The organism is Planctomycetota bacterium, assembly GCA_038746835.1.
Classification (GTDB): Bacteria; Planctomycetota; Phycisphaerae; order Tepidisphaerales; family Tepidisphaeraceae; genus JBCDKH01.
Window position 1 is genome coordinate 1 of the sequence record JBCDKH010000044.1, and the last position, 21,580, is coordinate 21,580.

Annotated in this window: 21 protein-coding genes; 15 read left to right on the forward strand and 6 right to left on the reverse strand. The window is 66.4% G+C overall.

Annotated elements, in window-relative coordinates:
* The 4 genes from AAGI46_06470 to recG all read left to right on the forward strand — a co-directional run.
* Positions 1-496: DUF2339 domain-containing protein (locus tag AAGI46_06470; protein MEM1011849.1), on the forward strand; the 496-nt coding region annotated here is incomplete at its 5' end.
* 31 nt (positions 497-527) lie between these two features.
* Positions 528-1,145, forward strand: a complete 618-nt coding sequence (locus AAGI46_06475) for an RNA polymerase sigma factor (protein MEM1011850.1) — start codon at positions 528-530, stop codon at positions 1,143-1,145.
* Positions 1,146-1,194: 49 nt separating this feature from the next.
* Positions 1,195-1,566: a VOC family protein gene (locus tag AAGI46_06480; protein MEM1011851.1), complete on the forward strand. Its 372-nt coding sequence runs from the start codon at positions 1,195-1,197 to the stop codon at positions 1,564-1,566.
* A gap of 11 nt (positions 1,567-1,577) precedes the next feature.
* Positions 1,578-3,650: an ATP-dependent DNA helicase RecG gene (gene recG, locus AAGI46_06485; protein MEM1011852.1), complete on the forward strand. Its 2,073-nt coding sequence runs from the start codon at positions 1,578-1,580 to the stop codon at positions 3,648-3,650.
* On the opposite strand, the gene AAGI46_06490 is transcribed toward recG, so the two are convergent.
* Positions 3,614-4,267, reverse strand: a complete 654-nt coding sequence (locus AAGI46_06490; protein ID MEM1011853.1) for a hypothetical protein — start codon at positions 4,265-4,267, stop codon at positions 3,614-3,616. The two genes, recG and AAGI46_06490, sit on opposite strands and share 37 nt — an antisense overlap.
* A 130-nt stretch (positions 4,268-4,397) precedes the next feature.
* Positions 4,398-6,536, reverse strand: a complete 2,139-nt coding sequence (locus AAGI46_06495; GenBank protein ID MEM1011854.1) for an ABC transporter ATP-binding protein — start codon at positions 6,534-6,536, stop codon at positions 4,398-4,400.
* 250 nt (positions 6,537-6,786) lie between these two features.
* On the opposite strand from AAGI46_06495, the gene AAGI46_06500 reads away from it, so the two are divergent.
* The 5 genes from AAGI46_06500 (at position 6,787) to AAGI46_06520 (ending at position 13,070) form a co-directional block, all read left to right on the forward strand.
* On the forward strand, positions 6,787-7,521 hold the full coding sequence (locus AAGI46_06500; GenBank protein MEM1011855.1) for a hypothetical protein: 735 nt from the start codon (positions 6,787-6,789) through the stop codon (positions 7,519-7,521).
* Between the two features lie 8 nt (positions 7,522-7,529).
* Positions 7,530-8,552: an aldose epimerase family protein gene (locus AAGI46_06505; GenBank protein MEM1011856.1), complete on the forward strand. Its 1,023-nt coding sequence runs from the start codon at positions 7,530-7,532 to the stop codon at positions 8,550-8,552.
* 168 nt (positions 8,553-8,720) lie between these two features.
* Positions 8,721-10,487, forward strand: a complete 1,767-nt coding sequence (locus tag AAGI46_06510; protein MEM1011857.1) for an ATPase, T2SS/T4P/T4SS family — start codon at positions 8,721-8,723, stop codon at positions 10,485-10,487.
* Positions 10,488-10,506: 19 nt separating this feature from the next.
* Positions 10,507-12,033, forward strand: coding sequence for a CvpA family protein (locus AAGI46_06515; protein MEM1011858.1), 1,527 nt, complete (start codon positions 10,507-10,509; stop codon positions 12,031-12,033).
* Positions 12,030-13,070, forward strand: a complete 1,041-nt coding sequence (locus AAGI46_06520) for a threonine aldolase family protein (protein ID MEM1011859.1) — start codon at positions 12,030-12,032, stop codon at positions 13,068-13,070. Before AAGI46_06515 ends, AAGI46_06520 begins: the two co-directional genes overlap by 4 nt.
* Before the next feature lie 41 nt (positions 13,071-13,111).
* Here the strand turns inward: AAGI46_06520 and AAGI46_06525 are convergent, their stop codons facing one another.
* A complete protein-coding gene (locus AAGI46_06525; protein MEM1011860.1) occupies positions 13,112-14,392 on the reverse strand; it encodes an alpha/beta fold hydrolase in 1,281 nt (426 codons plus the stop codon).
* Positions 14,393-14,502: 110 nt separating this feature from the next.
* Here AAGI46_06525 and lpdA point away from each other — a divergent pair, with 110 nt between their 5' ends.
* The 4 genes from lpdA to AAGI46_06545 all read left to right on the forward strand — a co-directional run bounded on the left by lpdA (position 14,503) and on the right by AAGI46_06545 (position 18,371).
* Positions 14,503-15,921, forward strand: coding sequence for a dihydrolipoyl dehydrogenase (gene lpdA, locus AAGI46_06530; GenBank protein ID MEM1011861.1), 1,419 nt, complete (start codon positions 14,503-14,505; stop codon positions 15,919-15,921).
* Positions 15,922-16,037: 116 nt separating this feature from the next.
* A complete protein-coding gene (locus tag AAGI46_06535; protein ID MEM1011862.1) occupies positions 16,038-16,655 on the forward strand; it encodes a PEP-CTERM sorting domain-containing protein in 618 nt (205 codons plus the stop codon).
* Between the two features lie 132 nt (positions 16,656-16,787).
* The gene (locus tag AAGI46_06540) at positions 16,788-17,387 is read left to right on the forward strand and encodes a PEP-CTERM sorting domain-containing protein (protein MEM1011863.1); all 600 of its coding nucleotides are present in this window, start codon (positions 16,788-16,790) and stop codon (positions 17,385-17,387) included.
* Positions 17,388-17,522: 135 nt separating this feature from the next.
* Entirely contained in the window at positions 17,523-18,371 is an 849-nt protein-coding gene (locus AAGI46_06545) for a hypothetical protein (protein MEM1011864.1), read from the forward strand.
* Here AAGI46_06545 and AAGI46_06550 read toward each other — a convergent pair.
* Positions 18,323-18,928 carry a hypothetical protein gene (locus tag AAGI46_06550; GenBank protein ID MEM1011865.1) on the reverse strand — a complete coding sequence of 202 codons (606 nt, stop codon included), beginning with the start codon at positions 18,926-18,928 and terminating at the stop codon, positions 18,323-18,325. The two genes, AAGI46_06545 and AAGI46_06550, sit on opposite strands and share 49 nt — an antisense overlap.
* Before the next feature lie 18 nt (positions 18,929-18,946).
* On the opposite strand from AAGI46_06550, the gene AAGI46_06555 reads away from it, so the two are divergent.
* Positions 18,947-19,372: a hypothetical protein gene (locus tag AAGI46_06555; GenBank protein MEM1011866.1), complete on the forward strand. Its 426-nt coding sequence runs from the start codon at positions 18,947-18,949 to the stop codon at positions 19,370-19,372.
* 125 nt (positions 19,373-19,497) lie between these two features.
* Here the strand turns inward: AAGI46_06555 and AAGI46_06560 are convergent, their stop codons facing one another.
* Positions 19,498-20,163, reverse strand: coding sequence for a hypothetical protein (locus AAGI46_06560; protein MEM1011867.1), 666 nt, complete (start codon positions 20,161-20,163; stop codon positions 19,498-19,500).
* A gap of 25 nt (positions 20,164-20,188) precedes the next feature.
* Positions 20,189-20,665, reverse strand: coding sequence for a hypothetical protein (locus AAGI46_06565; protein ID MEM1011868.1), 477 nt, complete (start codon positions 20,663-20,665; stop codon positions 20,189-20,191).
* Positions 20,666-20,792: 127 nt separating this feature from the next.
* Between AAGI46_06565 and AAGI46_06570 the strand changes: the two genes are divergently transcribed.
* Positions 20,793-21,580, forward strand: a 788-nt coding sequence (locus tag AAGI46_06570) for a hypothetical protein (protein ID MEM1011869.1), incomplete at its 3' end; no start/stop codon positions are given.

The following is a 21,580-nucleotide window of genomic DNA, read 5'->3' on the forward strand; positions in this document are numbered from 1 at the left end:
CGGCGCTTCGATGCTCTGGGCGATCGCCAACTTCGAGACACTCGTCGGGCTGGTTCTCATCGGCACGATCGTGCTGCACTGGTGGCCGATTGCCAGAAGTGCCAGTGGCATGCGCGGGCTGCTCGGCGCGGTCGGCCTGACGGTCGGCATCGTGCTGGTCAGTCTCGACCTGTGGCGTCTGCTCGACAGCATGAACATCTCGCCCGTCACGCGTCGTGCTGGCGTCTCGATCTGCTGGGCGGTAATTGCCGTCGGCCTGGTGGTTTTCGGACTTCGACGTCGCGTCGCCGCCCTTCGCTACTACGGACTGGCTCTGATCGCCGTGGCGGCGACGAAGGTGCTCGTCTACGACCTGGCGACCGTCAGCCGCGGCTGGCGAACCATCTCGTTCATCGTCGTCGGCCTGCTCATGATCGGCGTGAGCGTCGCCTACGCCACCTTCGGCCCGAGGCTGCTCGCCAGGCACACAGACGATCAGCCCCAGCCGACCTCGTGACAGCCGACGTGCCATCTGGCACGCTGTCGCCATGGCGGAGCCGCTTCGTCCAGACGATTACGAACGGCTCCGACGTCGCGCGGCCAGGCACTCTCGACGGATTGGCGAGGCCGACGACCTCCTGCACGATGCGCTGCTCGTCGCGACATCACAGAGTCGACTGGATCTGGCCGGCGAAGATGCGGGCTGGTTCGAGGGCGTCCTGAGGCGACTTGCGATGAAGCAGGCGCGGACGAACGTCCGACGTCGCGACCGTGAGTCGAAAGCCGTTCCGGTCGAACGGACGCCCACGCCTCGGCCGCAGCGTCGGCTGATTCGCAACCTGCCGCCGGCGGCCCGGCGTGTGGCCGTTCTCGCGTTGGCTGGCATGACGCCCGACGAGATCAAGCACGTTTGCCAGCTCTCCGACGCCGCGTATCGCCAGCGACTGACGACCGTCCGCAAGGCATGGCAAGGCCAGTCGTTCGAGGAGCAAGAGCCAGTGGCCGAGGACGAACTTGATGTCGGGCTGATACGGCAGGCTCTGCTCTCGCCCGTCCGTCGACGCGGGCACCACACGATCGGCAGCCACGATCCGGACGGCAATCTTTTTCTCGTCACACAGATTTCTTCGTCACAGATCAACCGCCCGCGGGAACAAGACGGGTGAAGGCGGCACCCGCGTCGCCTCGAACGCATCACCACAACGGAGCACCACCATGTTGGATCAGTACGGCGTCACCGGAATCGTCCTCTTCGTCCGCGACTACGAACGGGCGGCCAACTTCTATCGCGAGTCGCTCGGCCTCGATATCGCCATCCACGGCGAGGGCGAGGAGCGGTTCATGATGGGCCAGGCCGGGAAAATGTCGCTCATTTTCTTCGAAACGCCAGAGCCCAAGGCCCCGATCCCGGTCTTCGGCCTGGACGACGGCGGCATCGACGATGTCGTTGCCAGACTCATCGAGCAGAAGGCACAGATCGTCACGCCCGTCAGCCACGCCCCCGGCGGATGGACCGCCGACTTCGACGATGGACACGGCAACCTGCTCAGCCTCTACCAGGAGGCGGACAAGCCGCGGAAGCGGTAGGCTGCCGGGCCTTGGTCGACCTCGCCCAACCGCTCTCTGAACTCGACGGCGTCGGCCCGAAGACAGCGGCGGGTCTGCGAAAACTCGGTCTGCAAACGCTCGGCGACCTCGTCGATTACCTGCCGCGTGACTACCGGTTCGAGTCGGCAGAGCGTGGCGTGGACGAGCTCGTCGCCGAGCAGATCCAGACGGTTCGCGGCGAGGTTGTCGCCTGCGACTTCATCGCCGGCCGGCCGCGGAGTCGGTTCGAGGCGACGGTCAAGGATGAGCGAACCGGCGGTGCGCTGGCGTGCGTCTGGTTCAACGCCGCCTGGATGCGCAACAAGCTCACGCCCGGCATGCACGTCCGCGTCCGCGGCAAGGTCCGTCACTTTCGCGGCCTGCCGCAGATGGCCAACCCGAAGTGGGAACTCGTCGACGACGAGACCGAAGCCGTCGAGGATGACACTTTTCGCCCGATCTACGCCGCAACCGCCGGGCTGCCGAGCGAGCAGATCGAGCGACTCGTCGCTGACCACCTCGACGCTGCCAGCCGCGCGATCGTGGAGTGGCTTCCGGCTGAGCTTCGCGAGCGACACCACCTCGTCGATCGCGGCGAAGCGTACCGGCTGATCCATCGCCCACGCCACGCTGCCGACGCCGCCGAGGGGCGCAGGCGAATGGTCTACGACGAGCTGATCCTGCTGCAGCTCGCCCTGGCTCTGACCAAGCGGCTGCGTGAAGGCCGAATCACAGCACCGGTCTTCCGCATCGACCGTCGACTCGACGAGCGGATTCGACAGCGCTTCCCATTCGACCTCACGGCTGCCCAGCAGAACGCGGCGTACGAGATCGCGGGCGACCTGAAGAAGCCGGTGCCGATGAACCGCCTCCTCCAGGGCGACGTCGGCAGCGGCAAGACCGTCGTCTCGCTCTACGCGATGCTCCTCGGCGTCGCCAACGGCATGCAGGCGGCCATGCTCGCGCCGACGGAAGTGCTCGCCAGCCAACACGCCAGGACGCTCTCGCAGTTCCTCGACGGCAGCCAGGTGCGCGTCGAGCTGCTCACCGGGCGGCTCAAGAAGGCCGAGCGCGACGCAGTGCGGCGCGACATTGCCAGCGGCGAGATTCACCTCGCCGTCGGCACGCAGGCGTTGCTGACGGACGGCACCGACTTCGCCAACCTCGGCCTCGTCGTCGTCGACGAACAGCACAAGCTCGGCGTCCGCCAGCGCGGCCACCTGAAGGACAAGGGCCACGCACCGCACTACCTCATCATGACCGCGACGCCGATTCCGCGGACGCTGGCGCTGTCGAACTTCGCCGACTTCGACGTGACGACGATCGACCAGCTTCCGCCGGGACGTCAGCCGATCGAGACCCGGCACCTGGAGCCGCGCGACGCGAAGAAGGCCTACGCGTTCGTCCGCACTCAGGTCAAGCGCGGCCGGCAGGCGTACGTCGTCCTGCCGCAGATCGGCGACGGCGAGACGAGCGACGTGAAGTCGTTGCAATCTCACCTGGAGCATCTTGAAAAGGGCCCGCTCGCCGGGCTGAAGCTCGCGCCGATGCACGGCCGGATGAAGGGGCCGGAGCGCGAGGAGGCGATGCGGGCGTTTCGCGCCGGCGAGGTCGATGTGCTGGTCGCGACGACGGTGATCGAGGTCGGCGTCGACGTGCCGAACGCGACGGTGATGGTCATCGAAGAGGCGGGACGATTCGGCCTGAGCCAGCTCCACCAGCTCCGAGGCCGAGTCGGCCGCGGCGGCGACAAGAGCTTCTGCGTCCTCATCGCCGACCTGCAGACGCCCGACGCCCGCGAGCGGATCGACGCGATGGTCCGCACGACCGACGGCTTCGAGCTGGCCGAGGTCGACCTCAAGCTCCGCGGCCCCGGCGACTTCTTCGGCACCCGCCAACACGGCCTGCCACCACTCAAGGTCGCGGACCTGACCGAAGAGATGGACCTCCTCCACGACGCCCGCGAAGACGCGCTCAAACTGCTCGCCTCCTCCCCACGCCTTGACCGCCCCGACCTCGCCGCCTTGCACGACGAGCTGCTTCGCCGCTACGGCGAAACGCTTGATCTTGCGTTAGTCGGGTGAATCAGGGCGGGGCTCAAGTCGATATCGCCGAAGCTGGTGAAGTAGTACTGGAGCTTCACACGATTCGGGAAGTCAGGAGGTAAGCCGAACGAGAGCCGTAATCGTGCCGGTCCAGCCAACTTGCCAGTCACCAACTCAGAGCTCCCATCATCTTTCACAAGCAACTCCTCCCAAGGCGACGGTCCACCGACTGCACCATCGCTGTCAGGATCGTTCCTCACGCAAACGACATCATTGTAATCGACAAGCATCAGGTCGCCGCTGTCCCAAAAGGTGAAAATCCCGCTCGATGGGCGTGGGGAAATCGTGCAGTCGATCGTCGTCCATACCAGGGGCACTGCCACGTCGTCCGTCGGCCGAAATCGATCTGGCGGCTCCGCACGCGCGACCGCGTGAACTGTCAGTCCCGCATCCTTGAGAGTCCGACCTTTCATGCGGAAAGGCATCGTCAGGACGTATGAGATCAGTCGTGCGCTCAGTAGTCGAACGGCGACTACCGCGAGGCCCAAGCCTCCAATGATCGCGATGACCGCACCCCACCAAGGCAGAATGATCACCGCGAGAGCGATAAGGCCTGCGACCAGTGCAAAACACACCAACGCGATGACCGCGACCAACGCCAGTATCTTTAGAAGCATCGAGCGTGGATCATGAGACGCGTCTCGTCTGATGCAAGCATCTGCGACTAGTAGTACAGCTTCTTTGATCGGTGAACCAGATCAATGCCTGGTCAGGAGCCCTCTCAGTTCAGTCGTTTTCCTTGAATGCCTGGCGTGCCAGCTTCGCGTAGAGCTGGTCGGCGGCGACGAGTTCGTCGTGGGTGCCGTCTTCGACGACGCGGCCGGCTTCGATGACGAGGATGCGGTCTGCGTTGCGGACGGTGCTCAGCCGGTGGGCGATGATGAAGCTGGTTCGGTTGGCCATGAGGCGTTCGAGGGCTTCCTGGACTAGCCGCTCGCTCTCGACGTCGAGCGCACTGGTCGCCTCGTCGAGGATGAGGATCTTGGGGTCCTTCAGGATGGCCCGGGCGATGCTGAGGCGTTGGCGTTGGCCGCCGGAAAGGCTCACGCCGCGCTCGCCGAGTGGGCTGTCGTAACCGCCGGGCAACTCGCGGATGAAGCCGTCGGCGTTGGCGGCTTCGGCGGCGGCGACGACTTCCTCGATGGACGCGTCGGGCCGGCCGTAGAGCAGGTTGTCCAGCACGTTGCCGCTGAAGAGGAAGCTGTCCTGCTGCACGATGCCAATCGCCTCGCGCAGAGGCTTCTTGCGATAGTCGCGAACGTCCCGGCCGTCGATGCGGATGAAGCCGTCGCTCACGTCGTACAGCCGCGGCAGGAGTGAGACGAGCGTCGTCTTGCCGCTGCCCGACGGGCCGACGAGCGCGACGCGTTGCCCAGCCGGTACGTGGAACGACAGGCCATCGAGCACCCAGCGACGATTCACCGGTGGCGGCCCGGCGAGTTTGCCCTCGCGTGCGAGTCGGCGGCGCTTTCGCTCGAGCTTCATCTGACGCGCCAGCTCGTCGCGTACACGTTGCTTGCGAGCCTTGGTCGACAGCGAGATGAGGTCAGGCCGCTCCGCGTCGACGATCGGCCGGCCGGTCACGGGGTCGCGGTCGCCCTTCTCGTCTTCGCTGGCAAGGCTCGTCAGGCTCTCGGGCGAGTCGTCGTTGTAGCTGAACCGGACGCCGTCGAAGGTCACCTCGCCGTGCTCGGGCGGGTGCGGGTGGGCGTCGGGCTTTTCCCTCACCTTGGGCGTGATCTCGAACACTCGGAACACGCGTTCGATCGAGACCATGCACGTCTCGTAGACGACGTTGATCTCGCCGAACCGCTGGACCGGGAAGTACATGACGGCCAGCGAACCGACGAACTGGATCAGCTCGCCGCTGGTCACGGTGCCGCGGGTGAGCGCGATGTATCCGGCGACGATCGCGACGGCGGCGGTGCCGAGCTTGGTGAGCGACTCGCCCAGAGTCTCCGTGAATGCGGCCAGGCCCTTTTGGTGGAGGACACGGTCGTAGTGCTCTTCGGTGTCGTTGCGGAAGCGGTGCCCCTCGCGTCCCTCGGCAGCGCTGGTCTGGACGAGTGCGATGCCGGCGAGCTGTTCCTGCACATTGCCGCTGATCTTGCCGATGGACCGCTGGACCAGCTTGCCCGCGTGTCGGACCTGAGGCCGAAGCGCACGCAGGCAGAGCAGGTAGATCGGCAAGATCGCCAGCGCGATGATCGTCAGCTCCCAGCTGATGAACAGCAGGATGACGATGCCGAAGAAGATGGCCCCGCAGTCCATCACGACCGCCACCACGCCGCCGTTGACGAGCTGTGCGGCCTGGCTGATGTCGGTGATGACGCGGCTGACGATGCTGCCGGTGCGCTCTTTCGAGTAGAAGTGCAGGCTCAGTCGGTGGAGGTGGCCGAAGAGATCCTGGCGGATGTCGCGGATGACGCGGAACGCCACCTGGCCGGTCAGATACGACCGGAAGAACGTCGCCAGTCCATAGACAACCAGCACGACAATGCTGGCGACCGAGAGCCAGACGAGCCACTCCATCCGCTCGGCATCGGTGAGCACCCCGCTGGAGGCTTCGTTGCGTTCGGCCTTGCCGTCGATGACGTGGTCGGCGACCAGGCCGGTGAGCAGTGGGAAGACGAACTGCAGCGTGAACTTCGACACGCCCGCAAAGACCGCCATCGCCAGGAGCGGCTTGTACCGCAGGATGTAGCCGAAGAACTTGACCAGATGCGGCGGAAACCGCCTGGCGATTCGGCCCTGCGGGTCGAGTCCGTTGCTCGACGGACCGCCGACGAGATGATCGTTAGCAGGCGCAGCGGGGGCGGGTTTGGACTCCGGGGACGCCGCACGGGCGGCGGTAATCGAGGACATGCAGCGGGTTGGCGGCGGCGTCGTGCCACACGCGCTCTCCAAGCTTTATCACTAGCCCACGAAGCCGCACGTGTCGAACAAGAAATTGATGGAGCGCGTCGGTTGATCGAAAAGCACGGGTCGCTGCGGGGCTACGGCCCGCAGCCTGATGTCCGTCGAGTCCAGGACTGCAGGCCGTCGCCCTGCAGCTACCTGACCGATCGAGCGGCTTTGCGATTCGGGGGCTTGATCCGACGGACTAATCTGCTGCGTGGACCTGCAGCAGATGTGTGAACTCGGTCAGCGGGCGCTCGTCGAGACCGACTATCTCCGAGCTGAGGCACTGCTCGTCGAGGCCGAGGCGGTTGCTCTGGAAAGCGGTGACTTCGACACGCTCGGCCGGCTCTACTTCCCGCTGCAGGAAGCCAGGCGTCAACGACGGCAAGTCTGCGGCGAGGGCACCGTCCGGCTCGATCTCTGGGGCGACGAGGCCGATCCGGACGCGATTGTTGAGCGATACCCGACCGGGCAGTTGCTGGTCGCCGGCACCGCCGATCTCGGGCCGGCACTGCGTGTCCGGGAGCTAGCCGAGGAGCGCGGGCTCTACCTGGAGACGTATCTCGCCGCCGCCTACCCGATGACCGACGACGGCCGGGTGATCGTCGCGATTGTCCCGACCGCAGACGTCGAGCTGCCGCCGGCGGAGATCGCTTTGGCCACCGGCCCGGCCGGACTTCTGCGCCGCTTGCCGCCCTTTTCGCTGGTTCTGGCCGACGATGAGCTGCCCCGCGGCGAGCAGGCCGGCTCACCAGACACGTTTGCTCAGACCATGCACCTGTGGGAAGAGCTGCACCTGCCGTTCCTCACCGCTGCCCGCGACACGCGCGATCCGGAGCGACGCATCGAGGCCTATCGACGCTGCATCGCAGTCGACTACGCCTGCGAGAAGGCCCACCAGTGGCTGGCGGACACGGCCTTGTCCGTCGCCCGCGGGGCTCGGTCGTAGCGTCGGCCATGGCTCCAGCAGCACGTTCGTTCGGAACCACAAGCGACGGCACGCGCGTCGACGCCTTCACGCTGGCCGCTGGCGATCTGGAGATTGAGGTGTTCTCGTACGGGGCGACGCTCCGGACGTTCTCGCACCGCGGAACCGACGTCACGCTCGGCTACGACACGCTCGAGCCGTATCTCGGCCGGCATCCGTTCTTCGGCAGCACCGTCGGCCGGGTGGCGGGACGCATCGGCGATGGCACTTTTGACCTCGACGGGCAGCGATACGAGCTGGAGCCCAACGAGCCGCCGGCCATGGTCAACCATCTCCACGGCGGCAAGACCGGCTGGGACATGAAGGTCTGGGACGCCCAGGTCGACGGCGAGGCGGTCCGGTTCTCGCTCGTCAGCCCGGACGGTGACAACGGCTACCCCGGCCGAGTCGAGGCGAGCGTCACCTACCGGCTCGACGAACGCGGCTTGCAGCTCGACTACGAGGCGACCACCGATGCCCCGACGCCGATCGCTCCGACGAACCACGCCTACCTCCACCTGCTCGGCCACGACGCCGGCACCATCGGCGGGCACGCGATTCGGCTCGATGCGGATCGCTACGCCATGATCGACGACGCGTTCCGGTTCACGGGCAAGTTTGCCTTCGTCGACGGTCGGGCCGAAGACCTCAGGCAGCCGGCGAGCATCGAGGAGCGCCTAGCCGGCTTCTTCGGCCGGCACGGCAGCATGTACGTCCTCAATGGTTCCGCCGGAACGCTCCGACCGGTGGCCGAGGTGGTCTACGAAGGTGCCCGTCGTCGGCTGGCTGTCGCGACGACCGAGTCGTGCCTGCAGCTCTACACGGGCGTGATGCTCGATCCGCACGCGGCCAAGGATGGGGCTCGCTACGACGCGCTCTCGGGCTTTTGCCTCGAAGCGCAGGCGTTTCCCGATCTGATGCACGACCTGCCTGCCGATGGTCCGTCCCGCTGCATTCTGCGTCCTGGCGAGGTTTATCGGCAGACGACCCGGTACGACCTGGGTGATCTGTAGCGGCATCGCCTCTCGCCCGGAGCGGGTGCTGGCGTTACACTGCCCTCCCGCCGCTGCGTTGGGCCTTCTGGCTGACTCGGCGGTCCCGCCTCCTGGTCCGAGGCGTCGCCGGGTTCTGCCGGTGTCGCATTCGGGCGTCGATCCGCCACCACCGGACGCAAGCTGCTCATGCCCCTGCCTGCCCTGGACTTCACACTGTCGCTCGTTCCGGTCGCCCAGGCAGTCGACCCGTCGACCTTCGGACCGTTCACGGCGTGGTGGAAGATCGCGATTCTGCTGCTCTTGCTGGTTGTCTGGCTCCGGACGATGCAGTGGTTCGACAAGGACGCCCCCGCCGCCCGGCTGCCGCGGGAGACCATCAACGTCGGCGAGTGGGCGCTGCTGGTGATCGCACTGGCGTCGGTGTTCTTCGTGCCGACGTTCGTCGTCGCGGCAGGGGTCTTCGTCGCCCTGCTGCTCGTCGGCATCGGCGGTTACCTCGTCTGGCGCAACACGACGGTCGGGCTCGAGGACATCCCCGAGCAGATCGGCGAGTTCTTCAAAGACCTGTTCACTTTCAAGAAGGGTGAGAAGGTCAAGGAGAAGGAAAAAGAGGCTGCCATCGCGTCGGGCAATGTCACGCTTACCGACAAGCGTGGCGACAAGCATGCCCCCGACTCCGACGACGAAGAGGCCGTCGCCGGCTTCGAGACCGCCCACCGAATGCTCGTTTCGCCGCTCGAACGCAAGGCCGAGCGGATTCAGATCGTCCAGATCGCCCCGCGCCCGGCGACGGCCGAGACACCCGAGCAGCAGCGGTACGGCACGAAGATGACCGTCGACGGTGTCGACCACGCCGGCTCCGCCTTCGACGCCGGGTCGTCCGTCGAGGCGATCGCGTACCTGAAGGCACTGGCCGGGCTCGACACCAGCGAGCACCGCAAGGTCCAGAAGGGCAAGTTCAAAGGCCGAACCAGCGACACGCACTTCGAGCTCGAGCTCATCACGCGTGGCACGCGGCACGGCGAAACCGCGACCATCGAGGTCAACCCCGGCGACCGCTACAAGACCAAGGCCACGGCCCTTGGCATGACGTCCACCCAGCGGGAAAAGCTGGACGAGTTCGTCCGCGGCGGCGAGGGCGGCCTCGTCCTGGCGGTCGCACCAGAGGGTGGCGGGCTCGACTCGATCATGTACGGCCTGCTGCAGGAGCACGACGCCTTCACCCAGCACATCGTCACCGCCGAACGCTCGATCCTCCGCGAGATGGAGGGCATCGCCCAGACGGCCGTCGGCGAGAAGCCAGACGAGCACGCAAGCCAGTACTCGTGGCTGGCCGACCAGCAGCCCGACGTCATGGTCGCCAGCAAGCCAGCCGGCAAGCAGGCGGCGCACGAGCTACTCCGACTGGTCGCCGAGGAAGGCAAGTACGTCTACGTCGGCATCCGCGCCTCCGACGTCGCCAGCGGCGTGGCGGCGTGGATCAAACAGGTCGGCGACGCCAAGCAAGCGATGAGGCCTGTCAAGATGGTCCTCGCCGGCCGGGTCATGCGGAAGCTGTGCGACGCCTGCAAGGTGCCGTACGAGCCGAGCGAACAGGCGCTGGCCAAGATGGGCGTGCCCAAGGGCAAGGTCCGCGAGCTCTTCAAGGCGCGCACCGAGCCGATGGTCGACCAACGCGGCAACGCGGTCATCTGTCCCTTCTGCGGCGGGCTGGGCTATCGCGGTCGCATCGGTGCGTTCGAGATGCTCGTCGTGGACGACGACGGCCGGTCCAAGCTCGCCAAGGACCCGTCGCCGTCGACCGTCCGCAACCTGCTCCGCAACGTCCGCATGTCGACGCTCAACGACGCGGCCGTCCGACACGTGATCGCCGGCAAGACCGACCTGTCCGAGGTCCGCCGCGTCCTTTCCAACGACGCCCCCGCCCGTCCCGCCGCCAAGGCCTCCGCCTGAGCTTCAACCAAGTCGCGTCATGATTCTCAGCATCATCTGCATCGTCCTGCTCGGCCTGGTTGCGTTCTTCCACTACACGCAAGGGCTCTTCAGCTCCACGGTCTCGGCCGCGTGCGCGGCGATCGCGCTCTTTGTCGCCTTCGGCTACCACGAGACGGTCGCCCTCACCGTCGGCCCCGAGACGCTCGGCTCGTACGGCATGCCGCTGTCGCTGGCAGCGCTGTTCGGTGTGACGTACATGGTGCTCCGGACCGTCCTGGACAACTTCCTGCCCAAGAACGTCCGCTACCCCGTCGTCTTCGACAAGGTCGGCGCAGCCGTGGCGGGGCTGTTCGTCGGCGTGATTGCGTCGGGCGTGCTGGCCATCGTCGCCCAGCAGCTTCCCTTCGGCCAGGCAGCACTCGGCTACAGCGCGTATCCGATCGAGGACGACGAAGTCGGCGCAAACCGCCGAATGGCCGTCCAGTTCTACAAGACCGAGCGCGGCGGCGACACGACCATCGACGTGCCCAACGTCGTCCAGACCGACATCGGCAGCGATGAAGATCGGCAGGCGATGTGGCTGCCCGTCGACCAATGGGTGCTTGGCATGATGCACGCCGTCAGCAGCCCGACCGGCTCACTCACCGGCGCGACCGCGGTCGACGAGGTCTACCCCGGCGGGCCGACCGGTTACGTCGACGCGCTCTTCGGCCGTCGCATCGGCGTTCAGCTGGGAGCTCAGCGCGTCGCGATCAACAACGACGAACGGACCGACGTCCAACTCCACCCGCAGGGCGCGCTCTTCGCCATCACCGTCGGGGAGGACGGCCAGTTCGACGAGCCTCTGCCCGCCGTTGCGGGTGACGACTGGCCCAGCGCCCGCCCGAGCGTCAACAGCCGCTACACGCCCACCAGCGGCACGACGGCCGTCGTCCTGCGGCTGCAGTTCGGCCCCGACGCCGGCGACGGTTACACCCGATTCGGGCCCGGCAACGCGAGGCTCGTCGTGGACGGCGAGCAGTACTTCCCGGTCGGCACACTGGAGTCGTCTCAGCTGTTCGTTCGCCACGCGCCCGACGATCGCCTGCTCGCCCCGCAGGGCGTCGACCTGGTCTACGAGCTGCCGACGAGCTTGACGCAAGGGGCACCTGCCCGTCTGCCAAACAACGCGTTCCTTGAGTTCAAGACCTACGCCCGCGTCGCGCTGGGCGGCCAGCAGATCTTCCGCTACGTGACGGAGTCCGGGAACGCCCAGGTCCTCCGCAAGCAGACGGTCCGCATGAGCATCATCGAAGCGCTCAACCTCGGCGACGCGTCGACGAACACCACGGCTTTTGACGAGATGCGGTCCGCGCTCCCCGCCGAACCACCATCTGCCGCCGAGGCCGAGACGGCGTACTTCGGCGGCGACGAAGTCCCCGAGGGCACCGGCGAGACGACCGTGACGCCTTCGAGCAGTGCGGGCGACTCCGGTGGCGACGACGCACCCGCGGGTGGGAGCAACCCGATGAACACCATTCGCGGAGAGGCAGCCGAACGCGAAAAGATCCTTGGCGGCGAATGAGCCTCCGCCGCGTCAACCTCTACAGCGACACGCAGACCCAGCCCACGCCTGCCATGCGCGAGGCGATGGCGCGGGCGGAAGTCGGTGATGAGCAGCGTCGCCAAGACCCGACCGTCGAAGCTCTCTGCGACCGCGTCGCCGAACTGCTCGGCATGGAGGCGGCGCTCTTCCTGCCCAGCGGCGCGATGTGCAATCTCGTCGCCGTCAAGACACACACGCAGCCCGGCGACGCGGTGATCTGCGAACGTCAGTGCCACATCGTCCGAGCCGAGTGCGGCGGTGCGGCCCTCGTCTCGGGCGTCATGATCGAGGCGATCGATTCCGATGACGGCACGTTCACGGGTGACAACGTTCGCGAGCGGTTCGAGCACCTGCAGCTCGGCCACTACGCCCCGCCGCCGCGACTGGTCTGCGTCGAAAACACCCACAACTTCGCCGGCGGCGTCTGCTGGCCAACCGATCGCCTCAACGACGTCACGTCCACCGCCAAAGACCTCGGCCTCGCCACGCACCTCGACGGTGCCCGTCTCCTCAACGCCGCCGTCGCCACGGGTGAAAAGCCCGCGACCCTCACCGCCGGCTTCGACTCCGCCTGGATCGACTTCAGCAAGGGCCTCGGCGCCCCCGTCGGCGCGGCCCTCGCCGGCAGCCGCGACTTCATCGACCACGCGCGTCGCTACAAACAGATGTTCGGCGGCGCGATGCGTCAAGCCGGCATCATCGCCGCCGGCGCCTTGCACGCCCTCGACCACCACATCGACCGCCTCGCCGACGACCACGCCAATGCCAAGACCCTCGCCGCCGGCCTCTCCGTCATCGATGGCCTGCGCCTGATCCGCGAGCCGCAGACGAACATCGTCTTCTTCGACGTGACCTCCATGCCCCCCGCCGAGTTCGTCGACCAAATGGCCACACACGGCATCGACCTCTCCCTCCTCCACGGCCGCGTCCGAGCAGTGACGCACCTCGACGTTGACGCCGACGGCATCATGCAGGCCGTCACCGCCGCAGCAGCGTTGATGTCTCGGACGTCCTGAGGCATGGCGACCGCGTTGGAGCAATCGCCAGCGTTCGGGTTTTACTCGAAATCGAATTTCCCCTCGCCGTCCACAGTCAGCGTCAATCCCTGGAATGCCGCGGCGACGTCCGGACTGACCGCGATCGCGATGCCGTTGGCGGTCTTTCGCACATAGGTCTCGGGGACCTCGTCGGTCACCGTGAAGTCCCACATCAGACCGTTCGGGCCAGGGAAGAAATCGAAAACGACGACCGGTGCTTCCAGCTCCGGGACACCGCTCAGCCAGCCCTTGAGGCCCTCCGCGGCTTCGTCAGTAACAACCAGCCCCTTCTGCTTGAAACCGCCTGGGCCGAGTCGTGCGAGGTCACCCATCGTCTGCGCGGTCTGCGGGTCGGCCGGGCCGACGCTTGTGGCCTCAAGCAGGCGACGCGGTTGCGGCAAGCCGTTTTCGGCAACGAGACTCTGCGCAACGACGCGATGGAGCGGCGCGAGCACAGTGAAGTGGTCTCGACCGCGTGGCAAGACGACCGTCATGTCGGCTTTGGGAGCCATCGCTGCCATCCTCCGAGCTGCAGCGGGGTACCCGTCGGCAGAGGCGTCCTCGAGCCCGCCCTCGACGTAGAGCACCGGCACCTTCAGGTGCTCTGCAAACGTAATGGGAGACCGCATCTTGGCTTCCTGCAAGGCCGACGTGTCGAAGGGCTCAACCCCGTACCCGCCGAGCCGCAGGGTGACGACATAGTCCGGAGCGCCGCCAACGCACAGGACGCCCGCGGGCACGTCGGTCAAAGCTGCGGCGATGAGTGCAACGGTTCCACCGGTGCTGTGTCCAGCGACGTAGATCTGCTCGGGGTCGACATCGGGACGCGCGCTGACGTGTTCGACCGCGGCCACAAGATCGTCGGCCTCGCCCAGGAACATCTCGGTCTGACCCGGATTGCCGTTGGTTCCGCGAAAGGTGGGGACGAAGACGACGAGTCTGTCACCGTTGTCGCCGGCCTGGAGGTAGGTCGTGACCGTCTGGTCATTCGCTGGGTCAGCCGCCGAAGGATCGAGGATATCTGGCCCCGTCCCGCTGAAACCGCCCGGAACCCAGATAAGCGCTGGCCGCTTCACGCCGTCATCGCGAACTGGCGTGGCGTAGGCGTGCAGATCACCAAGCTCGGCTCGATAGCTCGTCACCACGACGCCGCTCTCGGCCGGCGGTTGAGGCAGCGGCTCTGCGTCGGCATTGATGTCGCGGAAGACTTCGGTCGTGAAGTCGCCGCGCAGGTCGAGGTCCGTCGGCTCCGCGAAAGCCGGCAACGTGAAGCAAGCGATCGCACAGAGCAGGAGGCGCATGAGGAAGACGATACCGGCTGATCGGTCGTGGCGACACGCTGGTGACGTCTGCTACGCCTGCTGCGATTTGGCCGAGCGCAGACGAGAGCCCGGCTAGTGTTCCCGCCCCCATGGCAAAACCCGACCAGTCGTTGGATCTCATCGTCATTGGTGCCGGCCCGGGTGGGTATGTGGCGGCCATCAAGGCGGCGCAGTTGGGGCTCAAAGTCGCCTGCGTCGAGAAGGCTTACCTCGGCGGAACGTGTCTCAACGTCGGCTGTATTCCGAGCAAGGCCCTGCTCGATTCGAGCGAGCGATACGCCTCGGCACAACACCTGGCGGTGCGCGGCATCACCGTCGGCGACGTGAAGCTCGACATGACCAAGATGATGGGCTTCAAGCAGTCCGTCGTGAACAAGATGACCGGCGGGATCGGCTTCCTGTTCAAGAAGAACAAGGTCACCCACCTTGAAGGCCACGGGAAGCTCGTCAAGCAAGGCGACGGTGTTGCCGTCGACGTGGGCGGCAAGGTCTACGGGGCGACGAATGTGCTCATCGCGACGGGGTCGACTCCGGTCGAGCTGCCGGGTCTGACATTCGACGGCAAGCACGTGCTCTCGAGCACAGAGGCGTTGGAGCTGGAGAGCGTGCCCGAGTCGCTGCTGATCGTCGGCGGCGGGTACATCGGCGTGGAAATCGGCTCCGTCTGGGCACGCCTCGGAAGCAAGGTGACGATTGTCGAGTTCGCGGATCGCATCCTGCCGGCCAGCGACGAGGAGATGGCCAAGGGCTTGCTCAAGCACCTCAAGAAGCTGGGCATCGAGTTCCACTTCGGCCACGTCGCCAAGGGGGCCAAGGTGCAAAAGGGCAAAGTCGGCGTCGTCGTCGAGCCCAAGGACGGAGGTGATTCCAAAACCTTCGCCGTCGACAAGGTCATGGTGGCGGTCGGTCGCAAGCCCAACACGGACAAGCTCGGCCTCGACGCGATCGGCGTCGAGACCGACAAGCGCGGCTTCATCGAAGTGAACGACGACTTTTCGGTGAAGAACGCCCCGAAAGGCGTCTACGCCATCGGCGATGTGATCGGGAAGATCATGCTCGCTCACAACGCCGAGCAGGAAGGCAAGACGGTTGCCGAGATGCTGGCCAAGGGGACCAAACCGCACGTGAACTACCCGGCCTGCCCGGCGGTCGTTTACACGCATCCGGAGCTGGCCAGCGTTGGGATGACCGAGGCGGAGGCGGTCGAGAAGTTCGGCAAGGACGGCATCAAGGTCGGCAAGTTCCCGCTCGCCGCCAACGGTCGGGCCGTCGGCATGGGCGAAGCCGACGGCAGCGTCAAGGTCATCGGCGACAAGAAGACCGATCGTCTGCTGGGCGTGCACATCCTCTCGCCGCACGCGAGCGACATGATCGGCGAGGCGACCGTGGCCATGGAGTTTGCCAGCAGCCTCGAAGACGTCGCCCGCAGCTACCACGCCCACCCGACGCTGCCCGAGGCGATTAAGGAAGCCGCAATGGCGGCGGACAAGAAGGCGATCCATATCTGACGAATCTGCCTCGCGAAAAGGCTTGCATCCCGGATTGCTGCCGGTACGCTACGACGACCGCGCCGATCGCCGCCTTACCAGCGGTTGCGATTTTTCGGGATAGAGAGAGACACAACATGAAGCTTGCCACTTTCGCCGCGAGCGTTTCGCTCGCCTCTGTACCTGCGTACGGGCAATTCACTGAGTTCTTCGACGAGGCGTTGTTCCTCGCCGAGCTGGACAGTGTGACCGTTGAAACCTTCGACGGCTTCCTGCCGGGTGACGGCGTCGACGCCGTCACGTTCTTCGACTTCGGAGCGTTCACCGCCGATGGTTTCAACGGCGCCGAGTTCATCGTCGCGGCCGGCGGCAGCTTCGGCGACGTGAACGGCACGAACTTCATCGACGGCTTCGTCGGAGCGACGCCGTCGGTCCGGACGGTCGTGCTGACCTTTGATGATCCGATCAGTGCTCTGGGTGCCGACTTCGTTAGCCCCGGGAGCGGCTCGGGTCTGGCCTTCGAGGTCGGCGGCGTCACCGCGCTCGACACCACGCCGCTCGGCTTCGGCAGCGGGTTTGCCGGCTTCACCAGCGACACGCCCTTCACCGAGGTGACGCTCACCTTCGGCACTGGCACGTCCGCCGCTGAGGTGTTCAGCTTCGACGACCTCGCTTTCGGCACGCTGATCCCTGAGCCCACATCGCTTGCCCTCTTCGGCATGGCCGGCCCGGTTGGCCTGCGTCGGCGTCGCTGAGCCAATGCGGATCTGATTGATCGGCACGCTTTGACAACACAGCTTGTTCGTATCGCCGTCGCCGGGGCGTTCCCGGCATCGGCATTCCTTGCCCGCCAACTCGGCGGCTTCTCTTTGGGAAGAGAGAGACACATGAAGATTGCAACGTTTGCCGCATGCATCGCGGCTACTTCGAGCGCGGCTGTCGCTCAGACGGCCACGCCGTATTTCAGTTCGTTCGAGACAGGGGCCGACGGCTTCGTCGCGACTGGTGACTGGGAGCTGGGCATCCCCGTCGGTTTCGTCGGCTCCAACGCCAGCCTCGAACCGACCGGCGGCTTCGACGGCGACTTCGCCTGGGGCACCGTCATCGGCGGCGACCACAATCCAAGCACCGTCAGCACCCTGTCGCAGGTGTTCGACTTGTCCGGCAGCACCGCGACGACGCTCACGTTCTACGAGTGGTCGGACTCCGGCGGCAACACCTTCGACATTGCCGAGGTGCTCGTCAACGGGTCGCAGTTCTACCTCTCCGACGGAAACTCCCTCGACGCCTGGCGCGAGGTCGTCGTCGACCTCAGCGCCTTCGACGGCGTCTCCAGCGTCGACGTGACCTTCCAGTTCACGACGACGGGCGTTGTCGAACGGACCGGCTGGTACCTCGACAGCATCTCCGTCGCGCCGATTCCGGAGCCGACGTCGCTCGCCCTGCTGGGTCTCGGGGGCCTGATGGGCCTGCGTCGGCGTCGCTGATCGGGCACTGATCTTCTGCAGATAGGTGGGTTCATCTCCCACAGGGGCAGCCGCCGTGCTCGTTCGCGGCGGTTGCTTCGCGCGCACGCATTTCACCAAAGCGTCTGGCACACGCGCTGCTGCACTCCGCGTGCGATGAGCGACAACGGCCACACCGAAAGCGAGCACGAGGACCAGCCACAGCACGCCGAAACCGACTCCGGCGACCCGTCGGCCGACGAGCCGTCGCAGGACTCGGCGTCGATGCCCGTCGGCCTCGGCAGCAGCGTCGTCGCCATGGCGATGCCCCTGGCCGTCAGCATTGCCGGTGCTGTCGCAAGTGGACTGGCGTCTCGTGAGACGCGTCAGGCGGACATCGACCTGGACGCGGGCGACGTCGATACCGACGAGGCCGAGTCGGACGACGAGTCGTGGCTCGACTCGATTCGCGGGCGCCTCGAGACCGCTGGCCAGTCGGCCATGAACGGTGCGGCGAGCGTCAGTGCGTCGGGCCTGCTCGGCAGCGGAGCGAAGGCGGCGGGCGTGGCCGGGCTGCTCCGGGCGATCGGCACGGGCAAGCTCTCCGCCGGTGCGACGACGGCTGCCAAGGCCCTGGTGATGCGGAAGCTCTCCAGCTACCTCGCCGATGGCGCCGCGACGGCCGGACGGGCTGCACTTCGCCATCCCAAGGCCACGGCTGCCGCGTTCAAGGCCCGCGATGCTGCCCACGTCGGCTACGACCGCGTCGTCGATGCCGGACGCGTCCTGCGTCACGGGCGAGGTGCCGTCGCACCGAAGCCGTCTGCGGGAACGGGGCTCGCGACGGGTCTGGCCATGCTCGGCATCGGTGCCGCGGCCGTCTATCTCCTTGACCCGAAGCAAGGTCCCACCCGACGGCAGGCCATTCGCGATCGCGTCTTCGGCAAGCCCGCGACCCGTACCGAGCCCGATCCAGCTCATGCCGAGACCGATCCCGACGTCGATGCCGACGACCTCCAGAAGTAGGGCGCGTGCCCCGGCACCTCGACCCGCCTGAAGCCGCAACGCTCGAACATCGGATGAAACGCCCCCATCGCCGCCGTCGACTCGACGAACGGCGACGGGCACGTCCGCACCAGCTCCCGAACCACCGCCATTGCCAAGCCTGCTCCGCGATAGCCCGGCCGGACGATCACGCGGCTGATCGTCCGCACGTGCTCGTTGCCCCACCGCATCCGCTCGCGATAGGAAATGCCCTTCAGGTCGAACGCGAGGGTCCGGCCGCGATTGCAGATCGTCGGCCAGCTCAGCACCGCCAGCGCCGCGACCACGTCCCCCGGCACGCCCGGCCGCTCGTGACGAATCGCCGCGACCCGGCACCACGTTGCCGGTGGACCGGCGCGATAGTGCCATCGGGCAACCTGCTTGTAATCGCTGGGCCGACCCTCGACCAGACGCCACCGGCCCGGCAACCATGCGGGCGGATGCCACACCGTGCCGGAGGGGCCTTGCGGGCGCGCAGGCTTCTTGGCATAGTCCGGCCCGCCCGCAGGCATGTCGATGGGTGACTCGCTCTGTTTCATGATTTGTAAACCTTGGAGATGATCGCCGTGCTGTCCTCTCGAACGTCCGTCTGTCCGACGTGCTGGTCGCTCGACCCGGCCGCGGGTGCTGTCGCGGAAAAGCCCAAAGTCTGCGGCCAGTGCGGGGCCGACCTGAAGGGCAAAAAGCGTTACCGCGACGGCGACGGCTACCTCTGCGTCGACTGCCACAAGCTCGACAAGAACCGCCGAGTCCCCTGTGCCGAATGCCAGAAGCCGACGCTGCCGGAGAACCTCCAGCCGTGGGGCCCGGTGAGCATCTGCCGCAAGTGCTTCATGGACCACCAGCGCGATCCCAAGACGCGCGTCAACCGCAAGGTCAGCACGCGGCACTTCGACAAGCACCAGAAGAAACAGCTGATCATCCTGGTCTCGATTCTCGGCGCAATCCTGTTGTTCGTCTTGATCAGTTTCCTCGCAAACTGAAGGAAAACGACGCGTTTAGAGGGGGAGCGAAGCGAGTCTCAGGCGCGACGTCCTACCTCCGTTGACCCGGGGCTCGCTCCGCTCACCGCTAAGCGCGCCGATGTCGGAACGAGCGTGTCGACGCTTCACGCTTCGCATCGCACGATCCGGTCCGGTGAGAGTGCGAGCGTCAGGTCGTCGTGGCTCGTCGCGACGACCGCCGCGACGGGAACGCCGACGCGGGCGAGCCTGTCGACCGCCTTGCGAACCGAGCGTGCGACGATGCAGGCCGTCACGCGATCGAGCACCGCGGCGAACTCGTCCGCGACGAGCAGGTGACGCTGCAACGACGTGTTGCCCCGATTTCTCCCATGTTTTCGGATGATCTTCGCCACCGTCAGCGCCAGCCGGAGTCGCCAGCGTTGGCCGTCGGAGAGCTCCATCGGCGAAGAGATCAGCACGCGTGCCTCGCCCAGCCCGACCTGTGCCAACCGGCCTGCGGCAAAGGCGAGGTCCGCCTCGAGGTCGTCGCTGCGGCCGAACTGATCGATGCACGGCAGACGCGACAATCGCAGGCCGGCGACGTCGTGAATCGTGTGCCCGCGACGCTTGGCCTTGGCGACGATCTGCCGAAGCCGCGTCGACTTGCCCCCGCCGCTTGGCCCCGCGAGCAGCGTGATCGTCCCCGCCGCTGGCACCGCTGCGCGTGGCATTCGTTGCAGCGGAATCGACCGGTCTGCCGCAACGCCGAACGCCTCCGCGACCCGGACGACCAGCGGCGAAACGTGCGGTTTATCGGTGAGATTGGGCATTTGAACGAGTAAAGGTCGAACGAAATCACATCTGCTTCGCCATCGCCTGCCGGGCCAGGATCGCCCCGTCGCGTTGTCCCTTGATCCACCCGCGGACGAATTGCATGCGTCGGCGCACGATGGCGGGCGACAGGCGGTGTCGGTAGGCGATGACGTCGATTCGCTCTTTGCGAAGCAGCACGGAAATGCCGATGTCGCGATCGACCGGATCGAGCCGCTCGCCGCCGTGGATGAGCGAAATCACGTCCGGATCGGTCAGTCGACGTCGCAGGCTGATCAGCCGACGCGCGATCACGCCGGCATTGCGGCCGAGCAGCTTGCCCATCTCGCGAACCGTGAGCTTGCGGCGGAGGCTGATGACGACCAGTGCGTGGTCGAATCGCTCCAGGTGCTCCGCTCGCCTGAGGAGCGTTTCACGCTGAATCTCGGGAAGATCGCGCCGGTCGGCGGTCGGCCGCTGGGCGAGGTAATCGAGCTTGACGGGGTCCACCGAGATCGCCATAACAGCACCTGTGTTAGTGCAATGTATGGTATCGTCTAGCGATTGTCAAACACGCGGTTTGAGGTGACCGGTCGGCGGGTCGGCCCGGCCTTGTGGGCTAAGGCCGCCGGGCGTAGCGTCGCCGTCGATGAGCCACTGCCTGATCCTCCGCCATGACGATGCGTTCGGTCCGGGTCGCCTGGTGCCGATCTTCCGCGACTTCGGCATCCCGACCGTCGTCCGCGACGTCGCCAAGGAGGGTCCGCCGGATGACCTCGACGAGGTCCGCGTGCTCGTCCTGCTGGGCGGATCGCAAAGACTTGCTCACGACGGTCGCGACGCCGACGAGTACGGGCCGACACCCGACTGGCTCGCCGCCGAGGTGGAGGCCGTCCGTCCGATGGTCGAACAGGACCGTCCGGTGCTCGGACTGGGTCTTGGTGCCCAGATTCTCGCCGCCGCGGCCGGGGCAGCGCAGCGCCCGCTGACCAAGGGCGAAGGCGACGACGCGGAGCCGGCGCCGTTCCTCGGGTTCGACACGATCCGCCTGCCCTTCCCCGGCGGGACCGACCCGCTGCTCTTCGGCCTGAGCGACGGCACGCCGGCCTTCTTTTGGCAGAAGGACGCCTTCGACCTGCCCAAACTCCCCCCGCCCGCCGGCTACGACCCCGACAAGCCCGGCCCCCCGCCGCCCACCGGGAACCTCCTGCTGAGCAGCACCAGCTGGAACAAGAACGCCGCCTTCCGCTTCAAGAATCGCATTTACGGCCTGTGCTACCACCCGGAGTTCGACAAGCCCGATCTCAACAAACTCTTAAATCAGCGAAGTGGAGTCATCGGCGCAGCTTACGGATCAAACGGTGTGTCCAAAATTCAGGCCGACATTGATAAGCATTATGATCGGTACGAGAGGCTCTCAACGCGACTGCTGACCAA

Bases quoted from the DNA above. Each gene is read 5' to 3' on its own strand.
- AAGI46_06475 (MEM1011850.1), top strand. From the start codon at position 528: ATGGCGGAGCCGCTTCGTCCAGACGATTACGAACGGCTCCGACGTCGC.
- AAGI46_06480 (MEM1011851.1), top strand. From the start codon at position 1,195: ATGTTGGATCAGTACGGCGTCACCGGAATCGTCCTCTTCGTCCGCGAC.
- AAGI46_06495 (MEM1011854.1), bottom strand. From the start codon at position 6,536: ATGTCCTCGATTACCGCCGCCCGTGCGGCGTCCCCGGAGTCCAAACCC.
- AAGI46_06505 (MEM1011856.1), top strand. From the start codon at position 7,530: ATGGCTCCAGCAGCACGTTCGTTCGGAACCACAAGCGACGGCACGCGC.
- AAGI46_06510 (MEM1011857.1), top strand. From the start codon at position 8,721: ATGCCCCTGCCTGCCCTGGACTTCACACTGTCGCTCGTTCCGGTCGCC.
- AAGI46_06515 (MEM1011858.1), top strand. From the start codon at position 10,507: ATGATTCTCAGCATCATCTGCATCGTCCTGCTCGGCCTGGTTGCGTTC.
- AAGI46_06520 (MEM1011859.1), top strand. From the start codon at position 12,030: ATGAGCCTCCGCCGCGTCAACCTCTACAGCGACACGCAGACCCAGCCC.
- AAGI46_06525 (MEM1011860.1), bottom strand. From the start codon at position 14,392: ATGCGCCTCCTGCTCTGTGCGATCGCTTGCTTCACGTTGCCGGCTTTC.
- lpdA (MEM1011861.1), top strand. From the start codon at position 14,503: ATGGCAAAACCCGACCAGTCGTTGGATCTCATCGTCATTGGTGCCGGC.
- AAGI46_06535 (MEM1011862.1), top strand. From the start codon at position 16,038: ATGAAGCTTGCCACTTTCGCCGCGAGCGTTTCGCTCGCCTCTGTACCT.
- AAGI46_06540 (MEM1011863.1), top strand. From the start codon at position 16,788: ATGAAGATTGCAACGTTTGCCGCATGCATCGCGGCTACTTCGAGCGCG.
- AAGI46_06545 (MEM1011864.1), top strand. From the start codon at position 17,523: ATGAGCGACAACGGCCACACCGAAAGCGAGCACGAGGACCAGCCACAG.
- AAGI46_06550 (MEM1011865.1), bottom strand. From the start codon at position 18,928: ATGAAACAGAGCGAGTCACCCATCGACATGCCTGCGGGCGGGCCGGAC.
- AAGI46_06555 (MEM1011866.1), top strand. From the start codon at position 18,947: ATGATCGCCGTGCTGTCCTCTCGAACGTCCGTCTGTCCGACGTGCTGG.
- AAGI46_06560 (MEM1011867.1), bottom strand. From the start codon at position 20,163: ATGCCCAATCTCACCGATAAACCGCACGTTTCGCCGCTGGTCGTCCGG.
- AAGI46_06565 (MEM1011868.1), bottom strand. From the start codon at position 20,665: ATGGCGATCTCGGTGGACCCCGTCAAGCTCGATTACCTCGCCCAGCGG.